The following is a 23,952-nucleotide window of genomic DNA, read 5'->3' on the forward strand; positions in this document are numbered from 1 at the left end:
ATGGCTGCTAAAGAAATCAAGTTTGGCCGCACCGCGCGCGAAAAGATGCTGCATGGCGTCGACATCCTCGCTGACGCCGTGAAGGTAACGCTCGGCCCCAAGGGTCGTAACGTCATCATCGACAAGTCCTTCGGCGCACCGCGCATCACCAAGGACGGCGTATCGGTCGCCAAGGAAATCGAACTTGAAGACAAGTTCGAGAACATGGGCGCCCAGATGGTCCGCGAAGTTGCTTCGAAGACCAACGACATCGCCGGTGACGGCACCACGACTGCAACCGTTCTTGCCCAGGCCATCGTTCGCGAAGGCAACAAGGCTGTTGCAGCCGGCATGAACCCGATGGACCTGAAGCGCGGCATCGATCTGGCCGTCGCAGAAGTCGTCAAGGACCTCCAGGCCAAGGCTAAGAAGATCTCGACTTCGGAAGAAGTCGCACAGGTCGGCACGATCTCGGCAAACGGCGACGCACAGGTCGGCCGTGACATCGCTGAAGCCATGCAGAAGGTCGGCAACGAAGGTGTCATCACCGTCGAAGAAGCCAAGACCGCTGAGACCGAACTCGAAGTCGTCGAAGGCATGCAGTTCGACCGCGGCTACCTGTCGCCCTACTTCGTGACCAACCCGGAAAAGATGGTCGCCGATCTCGACGACGCCTACATCCTCCTGCACGAAAAGAAGCTCTCGAACCTCCAGGCTATGCTGCCGGTTCTCGAAGCCGTCGTTCAGACCGGCAAGCCGCTCGTCATCATCGCTGAAGACGTCGAAGGCGAAGCTCTTGCTACGCTCGTCGTCAACAAGCTGCGTGGCGGCCTGAAGATCGCTGCCGTCAAGGCTCCTGGCTTCGGTGATCGCCGCAAGGCCATGCTGGAAGACATCGCCATCCTGTCGGGCGGCACTGTCATCTCGGAAGACCTCGGCATCAAGCTCGAGTCGGTCACGCTCGAAATGCTCGGCCGCGCCAAGAAGATCTCGATCACCAAGGAAAACACCACGATCGTCGACGGTGCCGGCCAGAAGTCGGACATCGAAGGTCGCGTTGCGCAGATCAAGGCGCAGATCGAAGAAACCACCTCTGACTACGACCGCGAAAAGCTGCAGGAACGTCTTGCTAAGCTCGCCGGCGGCGTTGCCGTGATCCGCGTTGGCGGCTCGACGGAAATCGAAGTCAAGGAACGCAAGGACCGCATCGACGACGCGCTGAACGCAACGCGCGCTGCCGTTCAGGAAGGCATCGTCCCCGGCGGCGGTACCGCACTCCTGCGCTCCTCGACGAAGATCACCGTCAAGGGTGCAAACGACGACCAGGAAGCTGGCATCAACATCGTGCGCAAGGCCCTGCAGTCGCTGGTTCGCCAGATCGCAACCAATGCCGGTGACGAAGCATCCATCGTTGTTGGCAAGATCCTCGACGGCGACACCGACAACTTCGGCTACAACGCCCAGACGTCGGAATATGGCGACATGATCGCCATGGGTATCGTCGACCCGGTCAAGGTTGTTCGCACGGCCCTGCAGAACGCAGCTTCGGTTGCCTCGCTGCTGATCACCACCGAAGCCATGATTGCCGAACTTCCGAAGAAGGAATCGGCTGGCGGCATGCCAGGCGGCATGGGCGGCATGGGCGGCATGGACATGATGTAAGACCCATCGGGTCTTACAATCTGAGCCAACCGGTTCAGTATTCGAGAAGGGCGGCCCTCGGGTCGCCCTTTTTCATGGCCAGCGCTGCTAGTTCTTGAAAACAGTGCAAGGAACGCCCGCAGCCCTGATGTCGGCGCAGAGCTTGTTCGCCTCCTGACGGGTTTCGCGGCCGATCCTTGCGGCATAGCGGGGGCTGTAGCCGAAATTGCCGCCGCGCTGGCGCACGATCAGGGCGCGCTCGGCGTTGAGTGGCGCCGGCAGGCGGCTGAGGGCGCGCGTGAACAGCTGGTCGACGATGGCTGGGCGGAAATGTGCGGCCAATTGCACGCCCCATGGCGCCCAATCAGCAGAGCCTGCAAAGACTGGCTCCTTCATCCGGCGCTTGTCTGCGAGAACCACACAGGCATCCTGAAAGCTCGAGGTTTCGTCCAATGTCGGCGCTGCGATCTCCGGCGGCTGATCCCGCCACATCTCGACCGTCGCACCAGTGATGGCGAAGACATAGTCCCGCGTTTCGATGGGCAGGCGCTCGGTGGACAGGAATCGTGAAAAACCATTTTCGCCGGCGTTGTACGCTGCCGCAGCGAAGCCGAAATTTCCGAAGCGGGTCCTCAGTTCGACCAGATAGCCGGCAGACGCATCGAGCGCCTCAAGCACGTCAAAACTGTTGGTTAGCCCGCGCATGCGCGCTGTACCGGGCATGAACTGGGCGATGCCTTCCGCCCCTTTCGGACTGACCGCCTCTGGCCGGAAGAGACTTTCCCGCCAGATCAGGCGAGCGAAAAACGCAGGAGGCACGTCGTGCACTTCCGAAAAATGGCCGATCGCGCGGCAGAGATCGGCGTTGAAGCTGTCACGCCTGATACAAAGAGAAGACGAGCCATAGATGCCCGCATAGAGGCATGCCGGCTCGTCTGTTGAAATCGGCGGCTCGGCATGCGCGCTCGTGGTGCCGGACGCGACCGCTGTCACGAGAATGCCACCCGCAAGAATGAGGGCTCGCCGCGTGATATCCATCCAGACCTGCCCCCCGTCGACGGAAAGATGGATCCGATCGTATTCGCTTTCGCCACCAGCGCAATCGATTCGCCTTGTCGGCCTTTCATCTGGACCAGAAAGTTCAGTCTTCGAGAAGGGCGACCCCGGGTCGCCCTGTTTACGTGCTGGCTCGTGGTGCGCCCAAAGATGGAGCAGCCGCATCTGTCAGCAGCGGTTGACAGTAGCCTGCCCCATGCAACAAATTGCGCCGCACCGGAGATCGGCGGCAAGTCGAGTCGAGTTGCCCACCTTATCCAATATTCTTAATATTTCATCATTCTAATACTTTTAAGCTTTCAGAATTGAAACAGTTCCTGCACCAATTCGGAACGTGAGCCGTTTTCACGTTGAATAAATCATGGTATCGAAACCGTTAATTCCGGCGCGTGCAAGATTTTCTTCTTCAACCTTCTTGTGGGAGACGGTTGAAAGCCTGCTCTAGCTTGCGCGCAAAGAGCACGCATCGTGGCGACGGGGGCAACTCGCGACGGTGGTTTACGCCTGCTGACCCTTCGGATCGACCGAAAGGTCTCAGCATCGACATCGTGTGTTCCCGAAGGACGGAAGCACGGTGTCTGCGGTTTGGCGGATCGCTTGAGGAACCTGGTGAACGGGCATCCGTTCGCCAGCGTTTCCGGTTTTGGCCGGATGGGGGTCGGCTTTGGAGAGCAAATCTCCAGGGCTGGAAAAATTGGGGCCAGTTCTGGCTATCGACTTGGGGATCGCCTTGTTCAAAATCGCGAATGCAGATCTTGCGACCACCTTTATGGTGAGCGAACAGGAAGGAGACGGCTTGCTGGGACAGCATGCCTGCCGCTTCGGCCTGTCGGAAGACTGGACGGGCGACCTGACTAACGGCCTTCTGAAACTGGGGGAGAGTGCGCGCGCGCTGCACGGCCTCAACACGCATGAATGCGGGCTGCTGACGGTCATGCGCTGCTATGATCCGGCGGATCGCGGACACATTCTGCGGCTCTTCGAACAGGCCGCCACGCAGCCGTCCCGCTTCTGCTACTCGACCACCATCGTCGCGGCATCCCAGCACCGCCAGCCGGTCTTCTGCATCGGCGAGTCCTCCGGCTTCGAAAACACCGGCGGCAACATGGTCGGGCTTTTCATCTTCCCGCGTTTCCAGTTGCCGACGACAGCCTCCGTCACGCCCGCCTGAGATCCCGCCAAGCCAGCACCCTGTGGCCTCAATCAATGGGGGGGCATGGAAGCTGATGCTGGCCTCTTATCGTTTCCTTTTTGTGAACGATCAGTCAAAGACTGTTCATCTATGCCTGCGACAAAAAAGCAGGCATCTAGGCTCCCGGAACTGAGACCACCGGTGAAACAGGGGTTTCAGGCATCAACGCCAAATGGAGCCTCCCCCATGTCGTCCACCAATAATACACTTCTCGTTCTCGTCCGCGTTCTCCTCTCCTTCATGTTCATCATGTCGGGCTTCGGCAAGCTTGCCGACCCTGCCGGAACCGCCGGCATGATCTCGGGTGCCGGCCTGCCTGCTGCCGACCTGCTCGCCTACGCCGCCGGTCTCTTCGAACTCGTCGCAGGCCTCTTCATCCTCGTCGGCTTCCAGACCAAGATCACTGCCTGGACCGTCGCACTGTTCTGCGTATTCACCGGTCTCGTCTTCCACACCGGCACGGTTGCCATCGAAGGCTGGCCGGAAGGCGCACTCGGCTGGATCAACACGCTGAACCAGATCATGGTGATGAAGAACATCACGCTGGCCGGCGGCTATATCGCGCTTGCCATCGTCGGCGCCGGCGCCTACTCGATCGACGCACGCCGCGGTTCGGCACAGGCCGTCGCCGCCTGATATCCCTGCCCCACAAGGCAAAAAGAAACCCGCCGGAGCGATCCGGCGGGTTTTTTCGTATCTGTGCCTGCCACTAAGCCTTTTGCGCCAGCCAGACGGTTGCGCCGCCGCATGCGGGGTCTTCGACCACGTGCTGCAGGACCACGAAGCCGTTTTCCGACAGGAGGGATCGATACTCCTCGGGATCGAGGCTCGCGTGATAGAGTGGCTCGCCCTCGAACTCGCCGATTGCCACAGCGGCTGCCGGTCCCGATGTGAACATCAGGGTGCCACCACTGCCGGCATGTGATGCGAAGCGCGGAAACATCGCCCGCTGTGCCTCAGGCGTGAGATGGAAAAAGCTGTGCCAGGCGACGATCGCATCGAATGTCCGATCGAGAGACAGATCCCGCATATCGCCGACATGAAAGTCGTGTGCCGGGAACCTCTCACGGCAGAGGCGGACAAGGGGTTCGGACACGTCGAGCCCGGTGACGACAAAGCCTCTGCCGATAAGGTCCGCCGCGATGGGTTCGCCAGAGCCGCATCCGAGGTCGAGCACATGGGCACCGGGCTGCAACGGTGCGACAAGCCGATCGAGCCAAGGACGCTCGAAGAGGTCTCTTCCCCGCACGCGATCAAAGGCTTCGGCGTGACGCGCATACAATCCTGGAATGGCATCCGCGTGTGACATGGGGCCCTCAGAGCACGCCGCTGATGGCCTCGACGATGCGACCGATCATAGGATTGCCCTCATGCTCGGGCTTCCTGGCGCGCACGAGGCAAGCTTCGGAGCGCAGGATGACTCCATCTGACAGCACCTTCAGGTGGTTGGCGCGCAAAGTCGAGCCAGTCGAGGTGATGTCGACGATGATATCGGCCTGGCCGGCAGCGGGGGCGCCTTCGGTGGCGCCCAGGCTTTCGACGATGCGATAAAGCTGAATGCCGTGCTGGCGCGAAAAATGCTGCTGCGTCAGGCGCCAGTATTTGGTGGCGATCGCGAGGCGCCGGCCATGGCGGGTGCGGAATTCGGCGGCGACGTCGCCGAGATCAGCCATGGTGTCGACATCGTACCAGACCTCGGGCACGGCCACGATTACATCCGCATGGCCGAAGCCGAGGCGGGCCGATATCTCGACGCGGGCGTCTGCTTCCGCCAGCCCCTCGCGGATCAGGTCTTCGCCGGTCACGCCGAAATCGACGGTGCCATTGCCGATCTCGCGTGAGATCTCGGAGGCCGAGAGATAGGCGATCTCGACTTCATCGAAGCCTTCAACGCGACCGCGATAGGAGCGGTCATTGCCGACGGCAACGATCTTCATGCCGGCACGCTCGAAGATGGCGGAGGCATCGTCCTTCATGCGGCCCTTGGAGGGCAGACCGATGGTGATGGTCATTTTGCGCTCCTTTCCATCTCGATGCGGTCCAGCCAGAGCGAGAAGCCGACGGCCGGAATATGGGTCTCGGCGCCGAGCAGCGTCAGCAGTCGGTCGAAGCGGCCACCACCGGCGAGGACTGCGGGTTTGTCCTTCACCGCCACTTCGAAGACGAGGCCGGTATAATAATCCAGCGGACGACCGAAGGCGGCGCGGTAGGTGATCAGGTCGAGATCGACGCCGGTGCTGGCAAGCGCCGCAACGCGCTCGTCGAAGCGGCTGAGAGCTTGCCCGAGCTTCAAGCCGGCGGCATCAGCAAAACCGGCAAGGGCTGCCGAAGCATCGCCAAGCGGCAGTTCGAGCGAGAGGAATTCGCGCAGCAGCAGCAGGGCCGCACCGTCTAGCCGGGTCTCCGAGAGCTCCAGCTTTTCCTTCAGGCGGCGGGCGATCTCGGCCGGCGTGCGGCTGGCATTGGTGAGATAGCCGGTTTCCTGCATGGTCGCATCGATATGCGCAATCAGGGCGTCCTGGTCGCCGCTTGCGAGCAACTCTGACACTTGCGGATCGAGACCTGGCACCGGCGTCGGCGTGGCAAGCTTCCGCAGCAGCTGGTCGATCTGATCGGGATTACCGAAGGCCTGGATCAGGCGCTTCTGCCAGCCGGCGGGCAGGCCGAGCGCCTTGACCACGGCCTCAAAAACGGACTGGTCGCCGAGGGTGACTGCGAGCGGCTTGGTCGGCAGCAGGCGGGTGAGGATGGCGACGCTGTCTGAAATCGCGCGGGCATCCGAAGCGGCGACCGCGATGTCGCCCAGGTCTTCAATGCCGGCCTGGTAGAATTCCTGCGGGCCTTCCCGGCGCTGGCGGAAGACTTCGCCGAGATAGGCATAGCGCTTCGGCGTTCCGGTCGCGGTTTCGATATGGCGCAGGCAGACGGGAATGGTGAATTCCGGGCGCAGGCAGAGGCTTTTGCCGCGCTCGTTCTCGGTCAGGAAGATGCGCCGACGCAGGTCTTCACCCGCCATGTCGAGGAAGGGGGCGGCCGGCTGGATCACGGGCGTGTCGACGCGGGTGGTGCCGCGCGAGACGAATTCCTGCAGGATGGTGCCGGCGAAATCCGGCATGTCGGTCAGTGGCATGGGGTTGGTCCTGCGATTGGGAAGGATTGCCCCTCATCCGCCTGCCGGCACCTTCTCCCCGCAAGCGGGGAGAAGGCGAAAACGGCAGCGTTTCGGCCAGACGCCGTCCGCGCCTGGGGCACGTCCCCTCTCCCCGCTTGCGGGGAGAGGGTTAGGGTGAGGGGCAAGCTTCGCATAGGGTGCTTTATCCCTTCGCCCGACGACGGTCTTCCGCCTGGGCGGCGAGGATTTCCTTGACCTTGGCGACCAGGTCCGCCTCGGCCACGACTTCCTGCGCCACACGGGCTTCGCGCCATTCGGCATTGTCGGTGATCTCGCCGGAGAGACGCTTGCCCTCGATCAGATCCTTGATCTGCACCACTGGAGGGAGAGCGTTTCCGTTCTCATCCTTGGGCTCGCGCTCATCTTTGCCCTGAATGATCGCAATGGGAGCATTGCGGCGGTCGGCATATTTCAGCTGGTTGCCGAACTTCTTCCAGTTGCCCTGGTACATTTCGGCGCGAATGCCCTTCGGGAACATTTCGCACTTGGCGTCGCGCAGTTGTTGCGTGAAGCGCTGGTAGCGGCCCATGCTCTCGACATCGCCATCCATGACGGTGACGAGGACGGGGCCGAGCACGTCGTCCTGTCCGAGCTTGCCGAGGTTCTTCAGCGCCGTCATCAGGCGCGAGACGCCGATCGAGAAGCCCGTCGCCGGGACCGGCTGGCCCATGAAACGAGAGACGAGGCCATCATAACGCCCGCCACCACCGACCGAGCCGAAGACGACCTTTTCGCCCTTTTCATTGGTGACGTCGAAGGTGAGTTCGGCTTCGTAGACGGGGCCGGTGTAGTATTCGAGGCCGCGGACGACGGACGCTGTGAACCAGATGCGACCTGGTCCGTAACCGGCGCTTCTACACAGTCCGATCATGTGTTCCAGCTCGCTGACACCTTCTTGGCCTGTTTTGGATTCACCGACGGCATCACGCCACGCGGTGATAGACATGTTGTCCGAAGGATAAACATCCTCACCCGGAAAATTCATCAATGGGGAGGTCTCTCCACCAGCTCTAGCGGCCTTAGAGATCTCCGCCGAACCCTCGTGGTAACCAGTCGTTACGTAACGCAAAACTCGATCAATGTTCTGCTCGCTCAGTCCTGCCCCCTTGGTGAAGTCCCCGGACTCGTCCTTGCGACCTTCGCCGAGCAGCAGCTTCACGCCTTCCGGGCCAAACTTGTCGAGCTTGTCGATGGCGCGCAGCACGCCCAGACGCCGCCCGGCATTCTCTTCGCCGCCAAGGCCGATGGCTTCCATCACGCCGTCCAGAACCTTGCGGTTGTTGACCCGGATCACGTAGTCACCGCGCTTGATGCCAAGCGCTTCCAGCGTATCGGCCATCATCATGCACATTTCGGCATCGGCCTGGACGCCCGGCGCACCGACGGTATCGGCGTCGAACTGCATGAACTGGCGGAAACGGCCCGGGCCCGGCTTCTCGTTGCGGAAGACGTAGCCGGCGCGATAGGTGCGGAACGGCAGCTGGATCGCTTGAAAATTCTCCGCGACATGGCGGGCCATGGGGGCGGTCAGGTCGTAGCGCAGCGACATCCACTGCTCGTCATCGTCCTGCAGCGAAAAGACGCCTTCGTTCGGGCGGTCGCTGTCGGGCAGGAATTTGCCGAGCGCGTCGGTATATTCGAAGAGCGGCGTCTCGATCGGGTCGAAGCCGTAGCGCTCATAGACCTCGCGAATGGTCTCCATCATCTGGTTGGCAGCGCGGATGTCGGCAGCCTCGCGATCGACGAAGCCGCGCGGCAGGCGGGCCTTCAGCTTCTGGGGCTTCTTGTTCTTATCGCTCATGATGACAACCGGAATTTTCGTTTCAAAAAGGTGCCGGTGTCTTAGAGGATCAAGGATTTGGCGGCAAGGGCGAAGGCGGGCGCGGCTGAGGCCGGATGCTGGAAAACGGGTGTGTTCGGTGGTAAGTTTGCACTCGAAACCAGAGGTTGGACCGATGAACAAGCGCGTCACGCTCGAGATGCCGGAAGAAATGCATCAGTTGATCGTCGAATACGCGTCAGAGGCGGGTGCCGAGCCGGATGACTATCTGCGTCAGATGATCCAGCGCGAACTGGAGAATCTGCAGGATCTCGCTGCGGCGGACGAGGCCATGAAGCGCATCAAGAGCGGCGAGGACAAGGTTGTCAGCTCCGAGGAGTTCTGGCGTGGCCTGGACGATTGAGTATCGTCAGCCCGTTCGGAAAACGATCGACAAACTCGATCCCGTCATTCGCCGCCGTATAAAACAGTTTCTGGAAGAGCGGCTTGCCAAACACGATAATCCCAGAAGCTTTGGAGACCCGCTCCAAGGGAGCAAACTCGGTGCCTATTGGCGCTACACAGTTGGCGACTACCGGATCATCTGCGATATCCAGGACGGCAAACTCATCGTGCTCGTGGTCGAGATCGGCCATCGCAGCTCCGTCTATCGGTAAGACATGATCCTCGAAGCCCTGAACTATGCCGCGAGTTGGCCGCTGACCTCGGCCGCGCATCGGCTCTTCATCCGTTCCTCTGTCAATCTCTGGGCGCGGGCAAACCGTTGCGCCACAGCCTGGGCCGAGCACGAGCGCCGGACGAAGGCGGCCATTCTCGCGGCGGCTGAAGGATGCCGGCAGCGGCGGACGGTGGTGGTCCTCGGTTCCGGGCTGTTGCGCGATGTGCCGGTCGTGGAGCTGTCGCGCTTGTTCGACACGGTGGTGCTCGTCGATCTCGTGCATCTCGCCAGCGTGCGGGGCTGGCTGGCGATGAAGCGGCTGAAGAATGTCCGGCTGATCGAGCGGGATCTCTCGGGGCTCGATCCGCTGCTTGACGGCCAGCCTTTGGAACCGCTCGCGTTTCTCCGACAGGTGCCCTATCTCGATCTCGTTGTCTCAGCCAATCTGCTGTCGCAGATCGGGATTGGCGCCGCGCGACGGTTGGACGGTCAAGCGGACAAGGGCCCCCTTCTTCGTCAGGTGATCGGCGCGCATGTCGAGGGTCTGGCGCAGGTTTCGGCCGAGACCTGCCTCGTCACAGATATCAGCTACACGGTCATCGACCGCAGCGGGGGACGTCACGAAACGGTCGATCTGATGCATGGAGCAGATCTGGGGGATGTCCGGGCCGAGTGGGACTGGCCGGTGATCCCCTTCGGCGAGGAAAGCCGGGACTACCAGATCCTGCATCATGTGATTGCGCGGTAAATTGCACGGCCTTGCTTTCGTCCCGATCGCAGCCCATCTTCCCTCCATGACATCACTCGCCCGCCTTCTGCTGCTCATTGCTGCCCTTGCCTATGGCGCCATGCCCATGACCGGCATGTCGGCCATGGCGATGCCTGCGGCGCATGCGATGGATGCGAGCGGCGATCTTGGCGAGCCAGTCGCTTCATCAACGGAGATGGCAGATATCGATTGTCCACATTCGGCTGCGGGACTTTCCGTCGCGGATGCTGCTGATAGCGATCTCGATCATCCTTCCAAGCCGATGAAATCGGTCTGGCATTGCGCGGCCTGTCTCACGCTGCCCGCCGATACCGTGCTTGCCGACAGCGGCAAGCCGGCACGGGCTGCAGAAGCCTCAGCGCTTCCCTCAAGGCTCGTGTCACAGCTGAGGGCACCTGCGACGCCCCCTCCCCGCGCCTGATCCGATGACACCGCGCAGCCTTTGGCTTCGCGCAATCCCATCATCGATCAGCACAGGAGATTTCAATGCTGAAGACCATTCTCGTTGCGGCGTCGCTTGCGACCGCCCTTTCCACGTCCGCTGTCCTGGCCCAGGACAACACCATGCATCAGGGCCATGACATGTCCTCCATGGACCATGGCAGCATGGATCACGGCGCGATGGGCGACAGCCCGTCGTCCAAGGCCTTTGCCGAGGCCAATGCCAAGATGCACAAGGACATGGCCGTGCCGCTCACCGGCAATGCCGATGTCGATTTCGTCCAGGGCATGATCCCGCATCATCAGGGCGCGATCGACATGGCGGAGATTGTGCTCGAACACGGCAAGGATCCCGAGATCCGCAAGCTCGCCGAAGAGGTGATCGCCGCCCAGGAAGGCGAGATCGCCATGATGAAAGAGTGGCTCGCCAAAAACGGTCAGTAAGACCTGCCAAATCTGGAAACTGCAATGGCGCTTTCGGGCGCCATTGCTTTGCCCGAGAGACGGATTAGTCTGCCCCTCCTGATCGAAAAGGAGGCGTCATGTCCAACCGCCCTGTCTCCGTGATCGGCTTCGATGCCGACGACACGCTCTGGCAGAACGAGCAGTATTACAAGCTGACCGAAAGCCATTTCCGCGGCCTGCTCTCCGAGTTTGCCGAGGGAGACCATGTCTCAGAACGTCTGCTGGAGGCCGAAAAGCGCAATCTCGCCCATTACGGTTTCGGCATCAAAGGCTTTACCCTCTCGATGATCGAGACGGCGCTCGAGATCACCGAGGGGCGTGCGCCCTCCTCCGTCATCAGCGAGATCCTCGCCATCGGCCGCGATCTCTTGAGCCATCCCGTCGAATGCCTGCCGCATGCTCGCGACGCGCTGGAGGCGCTGGCAGGCAGGTATTTCCTGGTGCTCATCACCAAGGGTGATCTCTTCGACCAGGAACGCAAACTGGCGCAATCCGGGCTCGGCGACTATTTCGATGCGGTCGAGATCGTCTCCGACAAGACCGCCACCACCTATCGGCGGATCTTCGGCAAACATGGCGAAGGACCGGAGCGGTCGATGATGATCGGCAATTCGCTGAAATCAGACATCGTGCCGGCGATCGCGACGGGCGCCTGGGGCATTTTCGTGCCGCATGAGCTTACCTGGGTGCTGGAGCATGTCGAGAAACCCGAGAAGGCGCCGCGCTTCCGCGAGATCCCGGATCTCGGGCATGTTCCCGATCTCGTTTCCGGTCTCGGCTGATTAAGGCCGAATGAACTCGGACCTCAACTTCTCGTTCCGGGCCCGGCAACAGCAGCCTTCGATGTGGTCGTTGACCAAGCCCATGGCCTGCATGAAGGCATAGACCGTGGTCGGGCCGACAAAGCTCCAGCCACGCTTCTTGAGGTCCTTGGACAGGCGGATCGAGGTGGGCGATGTCGGATTGGCCCTGAGTGTCGCGTAGTCCATGCGCGGTGGGCGTTCCGAGGTATCGGGTTCGTAACTCCAGAAGTAGCGAGAGAGCGAGCCGAATTCCGCCTGCAGGTCGATCGCGCGGCGGGCGTTGTTGACGGTCGAGACGATCTTGCCGCGGTGGCGGATGATGCCGGCGTCCTCGAGGCATCGGGCTATGTCGTCATCACCGAAGCGGGCGACCTGATGGAAATCGAAGCCGGCGAAGGCTGCGCGGAAGTTTTCTCGCTTTCTGAGGATCGTCAGCCAGGAGAGGCCGGACTGGAAACCTTCGAGGCAGATCTTCTCGAAGAGCCTGATCTCGTCGGTGACCGGGCGACCCCATTCCTCGTCATGGTAGCGGCGATAGTCCTCCAGCCCGCCATGCCAGAAGCACCGGTCGAGACCGTCTTCTCCCCGGATCAGGCCTTCCGCGATCATGTCCATGCGATTCTCCCCCGATGCGGAAACGCGTTTACCATTTGTTCACGAGTTTTCCAAACCGGACGCTAACCCTTCCGAAAGGTTTACGGCCGCGATCGCATTTTCATGAATGCCTCTTTACCAATTGGCGCGCTGGCTCTGGCACGATCCGGTGGAATTGGCGGCATGTCCTGCCGCCGCATCCGGTCCCAAGTTCATGAGTTGTCCGATGTCGAAGAAATCCCTGCTGTTGGCCGTTCTAGCCTGCCTGCCACTTGCCCTGCCCGCCCATGCCAATGACCGCTATCAGAGCCGTCCGCCGGTCATGGTGAGCCCTGATCTGCAGGCCTCCTGGGTGTTGCAACTGGGTGGCGTTCCCGCGCAGACGCGCAGTTCCGCGATGCCGCAGCGCCAGCGCCAGGTCGTTCCGGCCGGCCGCCAACGGCTGGTCGTGCAGCCGCAGCAGGTGCTTCGCCAGCAGCCGGTGCAACAGCGTCGTCTCGTCCAGCAGCGTCGCGTGCTTTTTCCGCAGCAGCAGCCGTCCACGCAGCAGGTCGCGATGCGGCCGGACAAGCCGGTTCGCACCCAGATCGACCCGCAGTTCCTGCCGCAGATGGTTCAGTACCAGACCAAGCAGAAGCCGGGCACGATCGTCATCGATACGCGCGAGCGCTTCCTGTATCTCGTCATGGCAGACGGCATGGCCAAGCGTTATGGCGTCGGCGTCGGCAAGCCGGGCTTCGAATGGGCCGGCACGCACAAAGTCACATCAAAGCGCGAATGGCCGGATTGGCGCCCGCCGCAGGAGATGATCGCCCGCGAGGCGGCCAAGGGCCACTTCCTGCCTGCGCATATGCCCGGCGGTCCGGAAAATCCGCTCGGCGCCCGCGCACTCTATCTGGGCTCAACGCTCTACCGCATTCATGGGACCAACGCCCCGTGGTCGATCGGCAACGGGGTTTCCTCCGGCTGCATCCGCATGCGCAACGAGGATGTCACCGATCTCTATGAGCGGGTGAAGGTCGGCACCAAGGTCATTGTGATCTGAGGCACTGAGCCGATCACAAAGCGTGGATTAGCCCTTGCTTTGCAAAAGGAAGAAGCTAGGCTTCAACCCTGCAAATTCAGGGGATAGGATATGCTCAAGACCATCACGAAGAGCGTCACCGCGGCCATGCTTGCGGTGACTTTTGCCATGCCGCTGCCGGCATCTGCCATCAGCCTCGACCGCATCCAGACCACCAGTGACGTGACGCTCGTTGCGCAGCAGCGCAGGGAAGTGCCTGACAAGTTCAAGCGCAAGGTCGTGCGCCTGACGACGGACGAGAAGCCGGGCACGATCATCATCGATACGAACAACAAGTTTCTCTACTATGTCGAGGGCAAGAACCGCGCGACCCGTTACGGCGTCGGCGTCGGTCGCGAAGGCTTCGGCTGGTCGGGCGTGGTGAAGATCGGCCGCAAGGCGGAATGGCCGTCATGGCGCCCGCCGGCAGAAATGCGCCGCCGCGAAGCAGCCAAGGGCCATATCCTGCCGGTCGTGCAGGAAGGCGGCCCCGACAATCCGCTCGGTGCACGCGCCATGTATCTCTACAAGGGCGGCCGCGACACGATCTTCCGTATCCATGGCACCAACCAGCCCTGGACGATCGGTCTCAACATGTCGTCCGGCTGCATCCGCATGATGAACAAGGATGTCGAGCACCTCTATGACCGCGCGTCGATCGGCTCCAAGGTAATCGTGATCGGCCCCGGCGGTCGCCAGGGTGACGTCTCCTTCGACGACAAGGGCGTGGATATCCTGCGCACGATCTTCGGCGGCTGAGCCAGCCTCCATCACCGAGCTAAGAACGGCCGCGCCCCTAAAGCGCGGCCTTTTTCGTGACCTGATGCTGGTGGCTTGAAGGTGTAATCTTCGCAGGCACCAGGGCTGAGTCCGCGCCTGCTGCCGGTTCTGGCGTCAACGCTTGATGTCGCAAAAAATGGCGCCTTCATGAGCGATGATCGTCTCGGCGCCGACGGTGCTGCCCATTTTCAGCTTCTCGACCTTCAGGTCGTAACGGCCCTTGAAGCGCGTGGCCGAACTCTTGTCCGTGATCATCGACATGGTGACCCGAAAGAGAGGCTCCCTTTCCGGTGCGAACGCATGAATGCTGAAGCGCAGATCGCGATCATCGATCCAATACTGGCGCAACATGCTCGAACTGATCTGGAAACGGCGAAAGCCGGAAGGGGCTGCCTTGTCCTTGACGCCCGCCATGCCGCGAAAATGCACGAGCTTTTCCTGGTCCTTGCTGCTGAAGCCGCTTTCGAGCGACAGGTCGACCACCGGATCGGAAGAGGCGCAGTAAATGCGCTCCGCCGCCTCGGCCGATAGAGCGATGGGACAGAGAAACAACAGCGCGGCAAGCAAGGGTCTAGTGCACATGATCGGCCTTCCAGGATGTACCATCCTGAGGCTCACTCTAGAAGAAATCGCTTAACAATTCGCTCAATCGGTCGCAGTCCGCTCGAGACCTTTCGGGCGCGGGCCACCATAGGCCCAGTCGAGTAGTTCAACCGTGTGCACGACCGGAATGCCGGTGGCCGAGCCGATCTGGGTCATGCAGCCAATATTGCCGGCGGCAATGACGTCGGGCTTCGTCGACACGATGTTCTTCACCTTGCGGGCCTTCAGCCTGGCTGAAATCTCCGGCTGCATGATGTTGTATGTGCCGGCGGAGCCGCAGCAGAGATGGCCTTCCGGCGGGTCCTTCACGGTAAAGCCGGCCGCCTTCAGTAAAAGCTTGGGCGCCATCGTCACCTTCTGGCCGTGCTGCAGGGAGCAGGCGGAGTGATAGGCAACTGTCATGCCCTTGGTTTCTGCGATCGGCAGGTCGAGGGTGGCGAGATATTCGGTGACATCCTTGGCAAGAGCCGAGACCCGCGCCGCCTTTTCGGCATAGGCGGGGTCGAGGCGCAACATGTGGCCGTAATCCTTGATCGTCGTGCCGCAGCCCGAGGTCGTGACGATGATCGCATCGAGGCCGCCGTCTTCGATGGCGCGGGTCCAGACATCGACATTGCGCCGGGCACTGTCGAGTGCCTGGTCCTCGCGGCCCATGTGGTGGACGAGCGCGCCACAGCAGCCCTCGCCCTGGGGCACGACCACCTCGACGCCGAGGCGGGTAAGAAGCGAGATCGCCGCTTCGTTGATGCCGGGATCGAGGACCGGCTGGGCGCAGCCGGTGAGGATCGCGACACGGCCACGACGTGCAGCGGTCGCGGCATGGGTGGCGGGCCTGGCGAAGTCCGAGGGCGGCGCAACAGTCGAGGGCGCGAGGCGCAGCATGGCAGCCATCGGCTTGAGCGACTTCACCTGGTCGAAGAGGCCGGCGAAGGGGCGTCCGAGTGCGGCGAGCTTCAGCGCCAGGCGGAAGCGGCCCGGATAGGGCAAGACCATGGCCAGCATGTTGCGCGTCAGCCGGTTCATCAGCGGGCGGCGATAGGTCTTTTCGATGTGGGTGCGGGCATGGTCGACCAGATGCATGTAGTCAACGCCCGAAGGACAGGTCGTCGTGCAGGCGAGGCATGAGAGACAGCGGTCGATATGGGTGACGATCTGCTCGTCGGCAGCGCGGCCGTTTTCCAGCATGTCCTTGATCAGGTAGATGCGGCCACGCGGGCTGTCGAGCTCGTTGCCGAGCGTCACATAGGTGGGACAGGTGGCAGTGCAGAAGCCGCAATGCACGCATTTGCGCAGGATGCTTTCGGCTTCCGCGACATGGGGATCGGCGAGCTGCTCGGCGGTGAAATTGGTCTGCACGCTTTTCCTCCCCCGGAGCGGCCGGCATGGCCGCTCCCATGGCTTCTACTCAGATCCACCAGCTGGTGGGACGGGCGATGGGTTCGCCGGCAGAGGCCTTCTGCAGGCCGATAACGCAGCGGACGGCGATCCAGATGGCGACGCCGAAGATCAGGATGACGCCGATGGCCACGAGCATCAGGATGGAGGCGATCAGCGCGTAGAGCAAACCTATCCAGAAGGTGCGGATGGCGTAGGTGTAGTGTGTATCGACCCAAGCCGGGCCCTTGCCGCGGTTCACATAGGCCATGATCAGACCGACGATGCCGGTCAAGCCGACGACGAAGCTGACGAGATAGAGGACATAGACCACCTGGACATTCATGCGGCCGGGGGAAAACCAGCCCTCGCCGCCAGAGCCCGCTGGTGGCTGGTAATTCGGATCAGTCATGACAAAACTCCTTGCACCATCAAACCGGGATTGAAGATCCCGTGTGGATCGAGTTTTGCCCTGACTCGAGCGGAAAGCAAAGCGACGGCAGGCGCTTGCGGCTCGAAGGCGGGGACTTCGGAGCGGATCTGCGGTGCGGCCCTCAGCAGCGTGGCATGGCCGCCACCCAGGGTGCGGATGCCATGGCGCAAGACCTCGGCCTCAGGATCGGCCTCCATACGCATCCAGACGAGACCGCCCTGCCAGTCGTAATAGGCGTCGATGCCGGCCCGGAGCCTAAGACCTGCCACCAGCTTCCAGGCTTGTGACGGGGCCATTGACAGGCGCCAGAGCGGACGGGCCGTGCCATCGGCATAGGGCATGACATCGCGGATTTCGGCCCAGAGCGCTTTGGTCTCTTCAGCGTCGAGACGGCTGACCGGGCCGAGGCCCGCAACGGCCGCCATCAGCTTTTCGGAACGCACCGCGACAGAGGCTTCCAGACCCTCCAAACGCATCACGGTCGCGGCACCTTCGGGAAGCTTGCCGCCGATGAAGCGACCGCGCACGCTTTCCGGCAGATGGGCCGCACCGGAGACCTCGACCGAGAGGGACAGGGCTGCGGCGAGCGCTTTCATCGCCTGCTCATCCTCCAGGCCTGAGATCACGATGGTAGCAGCCGTCTTCGGCACGGGTAGCACCTTGAAGGTGACTTCGGTGAGGAAGCCCAGCGTGCCATGGGAGCCGGCGAGCAGTTTGACGAGGTCGAGGCCAGTGACGTTCTTCATCACCTTGCCGCCGGCCTTGACCACTTCGCCCGCCCCGTTGACGAAGCGGACGCCGAGCAGGTGGTCGCGGGCAGCACCTGCCGTGAAGCGGCGCGGACCGGAGCTGTTGACCGCAAAGAGGCCGCCGATGGTGGGCGTGCCCGAGGTGCCCATGGCGCCGCGATGGTCCATGGGTTCGAAGGCCATGGCTTGTCCGTTTTCAGCAAGGGCCGCCTCGATCTCCGCAACGGGTGTGCCGGCGCGGGCCGTGATGACCATTTCGGCGGGATTGTATTCGACGATGCCGGTGAGTGATGAGGAGGACAGCACTGTTTCGACCGCCACGGGATTGCCGAAGCCCGCACGGCTGCCTCCGCCCCGGATGTGGAGCGGGGTTTTGCGGGAGGCATGGTCGCGGATGAGGTCGGCGACTTCGATTTCGGTCGAGGGGGTCAGTATGCTTGGCATCATCCCCTCCCCTCCAGCGGAAAGACCTTCGACGGATTGAGTATCCAATCGGCATCAAAAGCGGAGCGCACGGCCATCTGCTGGTCGAGATCGACCTGGGTGAACTGGTGCAGCATCAGATCTCGTTTTTCGATGCCGACGCCATGTTCGCCGGTGAGGCAGCCGCCGGCGTCGACGCAGAGCTTGAGGATCTCCATGCCGGCGGCTTCCGCCTTGGCTGCGTCTTCCGGGTCGTTGATGTTGTAGAGGATCAGCGGGTGCATGTTGCCGTCGCCGGCGTGGAAGACGTTGGCAACGCGCAGGCCGTAGCGGTCGATGATCTCGGAGGTCTTGCGCAGGACGTAGGCCAGCTGGCTGAGCGGCACCGTGCCGTCCATGCAGATATAGTCGGCGATGCGGCCGGTGGCGCCGAAGGCGGATTTGCGGCCTTTCCAGATGAGCGCCGCTTCCGTCGCCGACTGGCTTTCGCGCACGGTCTTCACGCCATGGCGCTTGGCGATCTCGACGATGGCGGCAAGCATGGCGTCCATCTCGGCTTCGGAGCCCTCGACTTCGACGATCAGCAAAGCCTCAACGTCGAGCGGATAGCCGGCCTTGGCAAAGGCTTCGCAGATCTCGATCGCGGGCTTGTCCATGAATTCGATGGCGACCGGAATGATGCCGGCGCCGATGACATCGGCGACGCAGGAGCCGGCTTCCTCGGCGCTGTCGAAGCCGAAGAGCACGGGGCGCGCGCCCTCGGGCTTGGCGAGCAGGCGAACGGTCGCTTCGGTGACGATGCCGAGCTGGCCCTCCGAGCCGCAGACGAGGCCGAGCAGGTCGTAACCCTCGGCGTCAAGATGCTTGCCGCCGAGATCGACAATCGTCCCGTCTGCGAGGACCATTTTCACGCCGAGCAGGTTGTTGGTGGTGACACCATATCTCAGACAGTGTGCGCCGCCGGAGTTCATCGCGATGTTGCCGCCGATGGTGCAGGCGAGCTGCGAGCTTGGATCTGGCGCGTAGAAATAGCCGTCTGCACCGACGGCATCGGAGATGGCGAGGTTTGTGACGCCGGCCTGGACCGTGGCGCAGCGATTGGCGTAGTCGACCTCGATGATGCGGGTCATGGCGGAGAGGCCGAGCACGACGGCATCTTCCTGCGGGATGGCGCCGCCCGAGAGCGAGGTGCCGGCGCCGCGGGGGACGACGGGGATGCCGTAGCGATGACAGTATTTCATGACGGCCGCGACCTGGGCTGTCGTCTCGGGCAGGACGACGGCGAGCGGGCGGCGGCGATAGGCGATGAAACCATCGGTCTCGAAGGGCACGAGCGCGTTTCGCTCCTCGACGAGGCGGCCTTGCGGCACCAGCTCCTTCAAGTCGGCGAGGATCTCCGCACGACGCGAGAGAACCTCTGGTCGCGGCGGCAAAAAGGCGATGGCCTCGCTCATGTCGGTTTCCTCCCTGATTGCCCGCGATCCTAGCTGCATCGAGGCCAGCGCTCAACTGGTCAAATTTTCTTACCACTAGGACTTTCGCAGGGCAAATGCTATGCACTTATGACCAAATCGGAAAAAGTAGCACGCACTCATGACCAATCTCGGTGATCTCGAAGTCTTCGTCCGGGTGATCGCGGCCGGCAGCATGTCGACCGCGGCGCGCGATCTCGGTCTTTCGCCCGCCGTTGTCTCCAAGCGCATCAAGCGGCTGGAGGACAAGCTCGGCACCCGGCTCCTGCAACGCACGACGCGGCAGATCTCGCTGACCGAGGCCGGACAGGGATTTCACGAGCGGGTGCTGACGGTGCTTGGCGGGCTGGAAGAGGCGGAGGCCTTTGCCTCGGGGCGCTCTTCCGAGGTTAACGGCACGCTGAAGATCTCGGCATCGACCTCGTTTGGGCGCATGCATGTGGCGCCGCACTTGAAACCCTTCATGGAGGCGCATCCGGACCTCGCCATCCATCTGGTGCTGTCGGACGACTTCACCGACATTGTCGGCGGCGGCTTCGATCTCGCGATCCGCATCGCGGAGCTGAACGATTCCTCGCTCGTAGCACGCAGGCTCGCGCCCGTGCGTCGCGTGCTGTGTGCGGCGCCGAGTTATCTTGCAGAGCACGGGACGCCTGAAACACTCGACGACCTGAAGAAGCACCGCTGCCTGCCGGCGCATAACCATGAATCCTGGCGGCTGGAAGGGCCGAACGGACCGGTGGCACTTCGTCCGGAGGGCATGCTGATCACCAATTCCAGCGAAGTGCTCCGCGAAGCCGTGATCGCCGGCCTCGGGATCGCGCTGCGCTCCACCTGGGATGTCGGCGCGGAACTGACGAGCGGTAAGCTCGTGCAGGTGCTGCCGAAATATGAAAGCTCGCGGAACGTGGCGCTGTCTGCGGTCTACCCGAGCCGCCAGTTCCTGCCGGCCAAGGTTCGGCTGTTCATCGACTATCTGGCGGAGTTGTATGGGCCGGTGCCCTATTGGGAGCGCTAGGTTTGGCCCACGAAATAAACTCCGCAACTTCTGAGGTTTCTCTGAACATATATGACGCGATAGGCACCTCAACCGTGAGGGGCTTTCGGCAGTCGTCAACAAAACTGCTGTTTCACCTTGTTCTCTATCTCTCGTTCATAGGCGGGAGCATATGGCTGACATGGGAATTCTATGTCACGGATGATGCCAGATTTCTGGTCGTTCTTGCTTGCTTGGCTTTCTTTGCCGTCGCCCTCGTCGCGACCATACATAGACTTCTTGTGTTGAGCGGAGACGTGGTGATCCTCTCCCCAGAGGGCTTCCACGACCTGCGTTTGACGGCGAAGCTTGTACCTTGGAACCTCATCGAGGACGTCTCGGATTGGCGCTTGCGCGGCAAGTCTGCCTCTACAATCATTTTAAAGCTTCATGGCGATGCAGAAGACAGCCTCCCACTAACCCTCTATGGTCGATCGATGCGCCCCTATGAAAGGCTACTCGGGATCCAGGGCATCGCTGTGCATACCTGGACCCTCGACATCTCCCACGTCAGGCTCTTGCGGCTCGTCCACGCTTACGTGGCAGCGGCGAAAAAGTCAGACAGCGCGTAACAATCCCACACACTCAACCGCCTGAAAGCCCACCCGGCACCGAACTCCAAAAGCCATATTTCTTCGAATGATTGCGCCGCAGCTCCGCGAGGAAGGCGGCATGGGTGGATAGACCGTGGCCTTCTGGCAGGTTCGGCATGAGGCGTGCGAGTTCGCCGACGTAACGTCCGGCATGGGGATAGGCCATGCCGATGCCGCGTCGCAGGATATCTTCGACGAGCACACGGTAGAGCACCACGGCGGCCAGCGGCTCTTTGGCCGAGAGCGCTTCTGCGGCGGGGGCGAGGTCGTCGTAGTGGCGACCTTCCCAGTCGTGTTGATGGCGCAGCACATGGGCGGCGGCGAGATCGAGGCGCGGCCAGGCGAGGAAGAAGTCGAGCCCGAGATAGATGTCCTCGTGCTCTTTGGCCAAAGCCAAGGCACGGTCGAGCTCGTCGAATTCGGCGAAATCGTCGAGCTTGGACAGGTAGAGCTTGAGGACGGCTGGATCGAGGGTTTCGCCGAACTCCCGCCAGCGCAGTTCCTGCGCGTCTTCGCGGCGCTTCAGCTTGTCCAGGATCTCGGCCTCCAGCAGGCGGCGTTCGTGGGCGCCGTAGTCCGGACCGACGGAGGCGAGCACACCATTGACCGGGATGAGACGCACGCCGCGCGGGCGTTCGCGCACCCATTCCAGCGCATCCTCGAAACGTCCGGCCTGATGCAGCATGTCGGCCACGGCCAGCGTATCGCGGCGGTTGTCGGGCTTCTGACGTTCGAGCGCCAGGAAGTCGTCGATGTCACCCTGATGCAAAGCGAGCGACTGGAGGAGATCGAGGGCGCCGAGCTTCAGGGGCTCCGATGGCAGGAGCTCGGCCAGCACCTTGCGCCAGGCCTTGGCCGTTGGCGCCGAGACGACGCCCGTGAGTGCGCGCAGAAAACCGGTGTGTTCGCCGTAGCGATCCCTGAGCCGCAGACGCTCCAGATGCGGCACCAGCAGGGCCTGGTCCTCGGCACCAACGCTCTTGATGAGCTCAAGCGTGGCAAGTTCCGTATCTTCGAAGACCTTCCAGAGACGGGCATTGTCGGTGGCGAGACGGGCGGAGACAGGGAAGCGCAGGCCGAGGAAACGAACAATGCGCTCGGCTGCGGCCTGGGGATCGGCTGACCCCAATTCGGAGAGGATGTTGCGGGCAAGGGCTGCGAATTCACCGGCGAGGTCACGGGCGCGTGCCCGATTGATACGTGTCGTCGAATGGTCGATCGCGTCGAGGCGCTTGTCGATCAGGCGCGCCATCTCGTCCGGACCGGTCTCGCCGGCCAGTGCCGTCTGGAGCCTCGCCTTCAGCGCCTTGTTGGCGGCGGATTCCTCCAGGAGAATATCGACCAATTTCTCGAGCCCAAGGCCAGTGAGGCCCTTCTTGTCGAGTTTCGCCTTGGTCTGCTTCGCCATTCTGCCTGTCACCTGCCGCCGTTCGCGGCTTTATATCGACCAGAGAGGCGCAGCAGCAAGGGCTGATCAGCCTTCCCGGTCATGACTGCGGCGGATCCGTCTGACGATCCACCAGACGCCGAGGACGGCGAGCGGCACCGAGAGGCCGGTGATGATCGCGGGATCGAACGGCAGGGCGTCTTGTGGGATGGCTTTCACGGCATAACCGACGAGGCCGACGACATAGTAGGAGATGGCGGCGACCGAGAGGCCTTCGACCGTCTGCTGCAGGCGAAGCTGCATTTCGGCGCGGCTGTTCATGGCGGTCAAAAGGTCGGAATTCTGCCGCTCCAGCTCCACATCGATCCAGGAGCGAACCAGCGCCGTGGCGCGCGAAAGCTTGCGCGAAAGGTTGGCCTGGCGTTCCTCGACCGATTGGCAGGTGCGCATGGCAGGCGCCAAGCGCCGTTCGAGGAAGGCGCCGAGCGTCTCGTAGCCGGGCACCGGCGTTTCATCGAGCGTCTTGATGCGCTCGCGCACGATGCCGTCATAGGCTCGGCTGGCCCCGAAACGGTAGAGGCTCAAGGCGGCATTGGCTTCTAGCTCGGCGGCCAGGCGCGTGAGTTCCGAGAGCATCTCGTCGGACTCGTTGCGGGCATGGGCCTTCATACGTTGGGTCACGGCGGTCAGGCCGTCTTCGATGCGGCGGATCTCCGGTGACAACGTCTGGGCAAGCGGCAGGCCGAGCATGGCCGTTGTACGGTAGGTCTCGATGTCGAGCAGGCGCTGGACCACGGCGCCGCGACCGGCCTCGGTCATGCCGCGATCGATGACGAGGATCTGGGTGAGGCCGTGACCGTCCTGTCGGAAGTCGGTGAGGACGGCGGCCTGACCGTTTTTCAGCTCGCTGTAGCAGAGGCTGGCCGGATCGAAGGCGGCGCGGGCATCGGCGATTTCGGGACCATCGGGGCGCAGCTCAAGGCGGATCCCCGAAATCAGCGGACCGGGGGCGATGAAGCCGTCGCCGAAGGGATGGATCGGCACATCGCCGCCGAAGCTTTCCGGCAGCGGCCCATCCCAGAACCAGGTGGAAAATTCGGTGTGGCGCTCCCAGCGTAGGGTGCCCTGCCCCCAGGCCAGCGAATGATAGCGTCCCTGCTTTTCTGGGGGCGCGACACCGCGTGCGCGCGACAGTTCGGAAATGGCCGCGTGATGCACGGCCGACCCGCCATCCATCATGAAGGCGAGCTGGAAGATGACCCGGCCGGATTTTACCAGCGCATAGGGCCGCGCGTGGATTTCCCCGAGCGCCAAAGCGCGCTCCGGTGCCATCGGAAATGCGAAATCACCCTTTGCCACGCAGCGGTCTCCCTTGCCCAAGATCAAGCTAGCAGTGCTGTGTCCCCAGCGCAAAGGCGCAAACGTCACAGTGCGGAACCCGATGGCTTCAACTGCAATGCACCAAGTGGACAATAAAATTGACCAATTG

26 protein-coding genes are annotated in these 23,952 nt (G+C 62.3%); 13 read left to right on the plus strand and 13 right to left on the minus strand.

Annotated elements, in window-relative coordinates:
* Entirely contained in the window at nt 1-1,641 is a 1,641-nt protein-coding gene (gene groL / locus E9677_RS01230) for a chaperonin GroEL (RefSeq protein ID WP_136556283.1), read from the plus strand.
* Between the two features lie 87 nt (nt 1,642-1,728).
* Here the strand turns inward: groL and E9677_RS01235 are convergent, their stop codons facing one another.
* Nucleotides 1,729-2,658, minus strand: coding sequence for a lytic transglycosylase domain-containing protein (locus E9677_RS01235; protein ID WP_136556284.1), 930 nt, complete (start codon nt 2,656-2,658; stop codon nt 1,729-1,731).
* A gap of 748 nt (nt 2,659-3,406) precedes the next feature.
* On the opposite strand from E9677_RS01235, the gene E9677_RS01240 reads away from it, so the two are divergent.
* Together E9677_RS01240 and E9677_RS01245 are read left to right on the plus strand one after the other, a co-directional pair.
* Nucleotides 3,407-3,847, plus strand: a complete 441-nt coding sequence (locus tag E9677_RS01240) for a hypothetical protein (protein WP_136556285.1) — start codon at nt 3,407-3,409, stop codon at nt 3,845-3,847.
* A 207-nt stretch (nt 3,848-4,054) separates the two neighbouring features.
* Nucleotides 4,055-4,504 (plus strand): DoxX family protein, encoded by a 450-nt coding sequence (locus tag E9677_RS01245; RefSeq protein ID WP_136556286.1) that lies wholly within the window; start codon nt 4,055-4,057, stop codon nt 4,502-4,504.
* A 73-nt stretch (nt 4,505-4,577) separates the two neighbouring features.
* Here E9677_RS01245 and E9677_RS01250 read toward each other — a convergent pair whose 3' ends face one another.
* The 4 genes from E9677_RS01250 to hisS all read right to left on the minus strand — a co-directional run bounded on the left by E9677_RS01250 (nt 4,578) and on the right by hisS (nt 8,841).
* Nucleotides 4,578-5,177, minus strand: a complete 600-nt coding sequence (locus E9677_RS01250; protein ID WP_136556287.1) for a class I SAM-dependent DNA methyltransferase — start codon at nt 5,175-5,177, stop codon at nt 4,578-4,580.
* Between the two features lie 7 nt (nt 5,178-5,184).
* Nucleotides 5,185-5,880: an ATP phosphoribosyltransferase gene (gene hisG, locus E9677_RS01255; RefSeq protein WP_136556288.1), complete on the minus strand. Its 696-nt coding sequence runs from the start codon at nt 5,878-5,880 to the stop codon at nt 5,185-5,187.
* A complete protein-coding gene (locus E9677_RS01260) occupies nt 5,877-6,998 on the minus strand; it encodes an ATP phosphoribosyltransferase regulatory subunit (RefSeq protein WP_136556289.1) in 1,122 nt (373 codons plus the stop codon). The genes hisG and E9677_RS01260 overlap by 4 nt, the downstream gene beginning before the upstream one ends.
* Nucleotides 6,999-7,182: 184 nt before the next feature.
* On the minus strand, nt 7,183-8,841 hold the full coding sequence (gene hisS, locus E9677_RS01270; RefSeq protein WP_136556291.1) for a histidine--tRNA ligase: 1,659 nt from the start codon (nt 8,839-8,841) through the stop codon (nt 7,183-7,185).
* A gap of 154 nt (nt 8,842-8,995) precedes the next feature.
* Here hisS and relB point away from each other — a divergent pair, with 154 nt between their 5' ends.
* The 6 genes from relB (at nt 8,996) to E9677_RS01300 (ending at nt 11,935) form a co-directional block, all read left to right on the plus strand.
* A complete protein-coding gene (gene relB / locus E9677_RS01275; protein ID WP_136556292.1) occupies nt 8,996-9,223 on the plus strand; it encodes a type II toxin-antitoxin system RelB family antitoxin in 228 nt (75 codons plus the stop codon).
* On the plus strand, nt 9,207-9,476 hold the full coding sequence (locus E9677_RS01280; RefSeq protein WP_136556293.1) for a type II toxin-antitoxin system RelE family toxin: 270 nt from the start codon (nt 9,207-9,209) through the stop codon (nt 9,474-9,476). Before relB ends, E9677_RS01280 begins: the two co-directional genes overlap by 17 nt.
* 3 nt (nt 9,477-9,479) lie before the next feature.
* Nucleotides 9,480-10,226 (plus strand): hypothetical protein, encoded by a 747-nt coding sequence (locus E9677_RS01285; protein WP_136556294.1) that lies wholly within the window; start codon nt 9,480-9,482, stop codon nt 10,224-10,226.
* Nucleotides 10,227-10,272: 46 nt separating this feature from the next.
* A complete protein-coding gene (locus E9677_RS01290; protein ID WP_136556295.1) occupies nt 10,273-10,668 on the plus strand; it encodes a hypothetical protein in 396 nt (131 codons plus the stop codon).
* A 65-nt stretch (nt 10,669-10,733) separates the two neighbouring features.
* Entirely contained in the window at nt 10,734-11,132 is a 399-nt protein-coding gene (copM, locus tag E9677_RS01295) for a CopM family metallochaperone (protein ID WP_136556296.1), read from the plus strand.
* A gap of 98 nt (nt 11,133-11,230) precedes the next feature.
* Entirely contained in the window at nt 11,231-11,935 is a 705-nt protein-coding gene (locus E9677_RS01300; RefSeq protein WP_136556297.1) for an HAD family hydrolase, read from the plus strand.
* Here E9677_RS01300 and E9677_RS01305 read toward each other — a convergent pair whose 3' ends face one another.
* Entirely contained in the window at nt 11,936-12,565 is a 630-nt protein-coding gene (locus tag E9677_RS01305; RefSeq protein ID WP_136557148.1) for a DNA-3-methyladenine glycosylase I, read from the minus strand.
* A gap of 211 nt (nt 12,566-12,776) precedes the next feature.
* Between E9677_RS01305 and E9677_RS01310 the strand changes: the two genes are divergently transcribed.
* On the plus strand, nt 12,777-13,595 hold the full coding sequence (locus tag E9677_RS01310; RefSeq protein WP_136556298.1) for a L,D-transpeptidase: 819 nt from the start codon (nt 12,777-12,779) through the stop codon (nt 13,593-13,595).
* Between the two features lie 90 nt (nt 13,596-13,685).
* On the plus strand, nt 13,686-14,372 hold the full coding sequence (locus E9677_RS01315; protein WP_136556299.1) for a L,D-transpeptidase: 687 nt from the start codon (nt 13,686-13,688) through the stop codon (nt 14,370-14,372).
* 135 nt (nt 14,373-14,507) lie between these two features.
* Here the strand turns inward: E9677_RS01315 and E9677_RS01320 are convergent, their stop codons facing one another.
* The 5 genes from E9677_RS01320 to E9677_RS01340 form a co-directional block, all read right to left on the minus strand.
* Nucleotides 14,508-14,975 carry a hypothetical protein gene (locus E9677_RS01320; RefSeq protein WP_136556300.1) on the minus strand — a complete coding sequence of 156 codons (468 nt, stop codon included), beginning with the start codon at nt 14,973-14,975 and terminating at the stop codon, nt 14,508-14,510.
* Between the two features lie 63 nt (nt 14,976-15,038).
* Nucleotides 15,039-16,352 carry a glycolate oxidase subunit GlcF gene (gene glcF / locus E9677_RS01325; RefSeq protein WP_136556301.1) on the minus strand — a complete coding sequence of 438 codons (1,314 nt, stop codon included), beginning with the start codon at nt 16,350-16,352 and terminating at the stop codon, nt 15,039-15,041.
* A 49-nt stretch (nt 16,353-16,401) separates the two neighbouring features.
* Nucleotides 16,402-16,782: a DUF4870 family protein gene (locus E9677_RS01330; protein WP_136556302.1), complete on the minus strand. Its 381-nt coding sequence runs from the start codon at nt 16,780-16,782 to the stop codon at nt 16,402-16,404.
* Nucleotides 16,779-17,987, minus strand: coding sequence for a glycolate oxidase subunit GlcE (gene glcE / locus E9677_RS01335; RefSeq protein WP_136557149.1), 1,209 nt, complete (start codon nt 17,985-17,987; stop codon nt 16,779-16,781). The genes E9677_RS01330 and glcE overlap by 4 nt, the downstream gene beginning before the upstream one ends.
* Before the next feature lie 8 nt (nt 17,988-17,995).
* Nucleotides 17,996-19,429, minus strand: a complete 1,434-nt coding sequence (locus E9677_RS01340) for an FAD-binding oxidoreductase (RefSeq protein ID WP_136556303.1) — start codon at nt 19,427-19,429, stop codon at nt 17,996-17,998.
* 139 nt (nt 19,430-19,568) lie between these two features.
* Between E9677_RS01340 and E9677_RS01345 the strand changes: the two genes are divergently transcribed.
* Together E9677_RS01345 and E9677_RS01350 are read left to right on the plus strand one after the other, a co-directional pair.
* Nucleotides 19,569-20,465 carry a LysR family transcriptional regulator gene (locus E9677_RS01345; RefSeq protein WP_136556304.1) on the plus strand — a complete coding sequence of 299 codons (897 nt, stop codon included), beginning with the start codon at nt 19,569-19,571 and terminating at the stop codon, nt 20,463-20,465.
* Between the two features lie 2 nt (nt 20,466-20,467).
* Entirely contained in the window at nt 20,468-21,055 is a 588-nt protein-coding gene (locus E9677_RS01350) for a hypothetical protein (protein ID WP_136556305.1), read from the plus strand.
* Nucleotides 21,056-21,068: 13 nt separating this feature from the next.
* Here the strand turns inward: E9677_RS01350 and E9677_RS01355 are convergent, their stop codons facing one another.
* Entirely contained in the window at nt 21,069-22,484 is a 1,416-nt protein-coding gene (locus E9677_RS01355) for a DUF6880 family protein (RefSeq protein ID WP_136556306.1), read from the minus strand.
* Between the two features lie 66 nt (nt 22,485-22,550).
* Nucleotides 22,551-23,822, minus strand: coding sequence for a DUF3422 family protein (locus tag E9677_RS01360; protein WP_136556307.1), 1,272 nt, complete (start codon nt 23,820-23,822; stop codon nt 22,551-22,553).
* Nucleotides 23,823-23,952 lie beyond the last annotated feature (130 nt).

The sequence above is a fragment of the Peteryoungia rhizophila genome (assembly GCF_004912145.1).
Taxonomy (GTDB): domain Bacteria; phylum Pseudomonadota; class Alphaproteobacteria; order Rhizobiales; family Rhizobiaceae; genus Allorhizobium; species Allorhizobium rhizophilum.

Excerpts from the sequence above, each read along its gene's own strand:
- groL (WP_136556283.1), top strand. The coding sequence starts at position 1 with ATGGCTGCTAAAGAAATCAAGTTTGGCCGCACCGCGCGCGAAAAGATG.
- E9677_RS01235 (WP_136556284.1), bottom strand. The coding sequence starts at position 2,658 with ATGGATATCACGCGGCGAGCCCTCATTCTTGCGGGTGGCATTCTCGTG.
- E9677_RS01245 (WP_136556286.1), top strand. The coding sequence starts at position 4,055 with ATGTCGTCCACCAATAATACACTTCTCGTTCTCGTCCGCGTTCTCCTC.
- E9677_RS01250 (WP_136556287.1), bottom strand. The coding sequence starts at position 5,177 with ATGTCACACGCGGATGCCATTCCAGGATTGTATGCGCGTCACGCCGAA.
- hisG (WP_136556288.1), bottom strand. The coding sequence starts at position 5,880 with ATGACCATCACCATCGGTCTGCCCTCCAAGGGCCGCATGAAGGACGAT.
- E9677_RS01260 (WP_136556289.1), bottom strand. The coding sequence starts at position 6,998 with ATGCCACTGACCGACATGCCGGATTTCGCCGGCACCATCCTGCAGGAA.
- hisS (WP_136556291.1), bottom strand. The coding sequence starts at position 8,841 with ATGAGCGATAAGAACAAGAAGCCCCAGAAGCTGAAGGCCCGCCTGCCG.
- relB (WP_136556292.1), top strand. The coding sequence starts at position 8,996 with ATGAACAAGCGCGTCACGCTCGAGATGCCGGAAGAAATGCATCAGTTG.
- E9677_RS01285 (WP_136556294.1), top strand. The coding sequence starts at position 9,480 with ATGATCCTCGAAGCCCTGAACTATGCCGCGAGTTGGCCGCTGACCTCG.
- E9677_RS01290 (WP_136556295.1), top strand. The coding sequence starts at position 10,273 with ATGACATCACTCGCCCGCCTTCTGCTGCTCATTGCTGCCCTTGCCTAT.
- copM (WP_136556296.1), top strand. The coding sequence starts at position 10,734 with ATGCTGAAGACCATTCTCGTTGCGGCGTCGCTTGCGACCGCCCTTTCC.
- E9677_RS01300 (WP_136556297.1), top strand. The coding sequence starts at position 11,231 with ATGTCCAACCGCCCTGTCTCCGTGATCGGCTTCGATGCCGACGACACG.
- E9677_RS01305 (WP_136557148.1), bottom strand. The coding sequence starts at position 12,565 with ATGATCGCGGAAGGCCTGATCCGGGGAGAAGACGGTCTCGACCGGTGC.
- E9677_RS01310 (WP_136556298.1), top strand. The coding sequence starts at position 12,777 with ATGTCGAAGAAATCCCTGCTGTTGGCCGTTCTAGCCTGCCTGCCACTT.
- E9677_RS01315 (WP_136556299.1), top strand. The coding sequence starts at position 13,686 with ATGCTCAAGACCATCACGAAGAGCGTCACCGCGGCCATGCTTGCGGTG.
- E9677_RS01320 (WP_136556300.1), bottom strand. The coding sequence starts at position 14,975 with ATGTGCACTAGACCCTTGCTTGCCGCGCTGTTGTTTCTCTGTCCCATC.
- E9677_RS01330 (WP_136556302.1), bottom strand. The coding sequence starts at position 16,782 with ATGACTGATCCGAATTACCAGCCACCAGCGGGCTCTGGCGGCGAGGGC.
- E9677_RS01340 (WP_136556303.1), bottom strand. The coding sequence starts at position 19,429 with ATGAGCGAGGCCATCGCCTTTTTGCCGCCGCGACCAGAGGTTCTCTCG.
- E9677_RS01345 (WP_136556304.1), top strand. The coding sequence starts at position 19,569 with ATGACCAATCTCGGTGATCTCGAAGTCTTCGTCCGGGTGATCGCGGCC.
- E9677_RS01355 (WP_136556306.1), bottom strand. The coding sequence starts at position 22,484 with ATGGCGAAGCAGACCAAGGCGAAACTCGACAAGAAGGGCCTCACTGGC.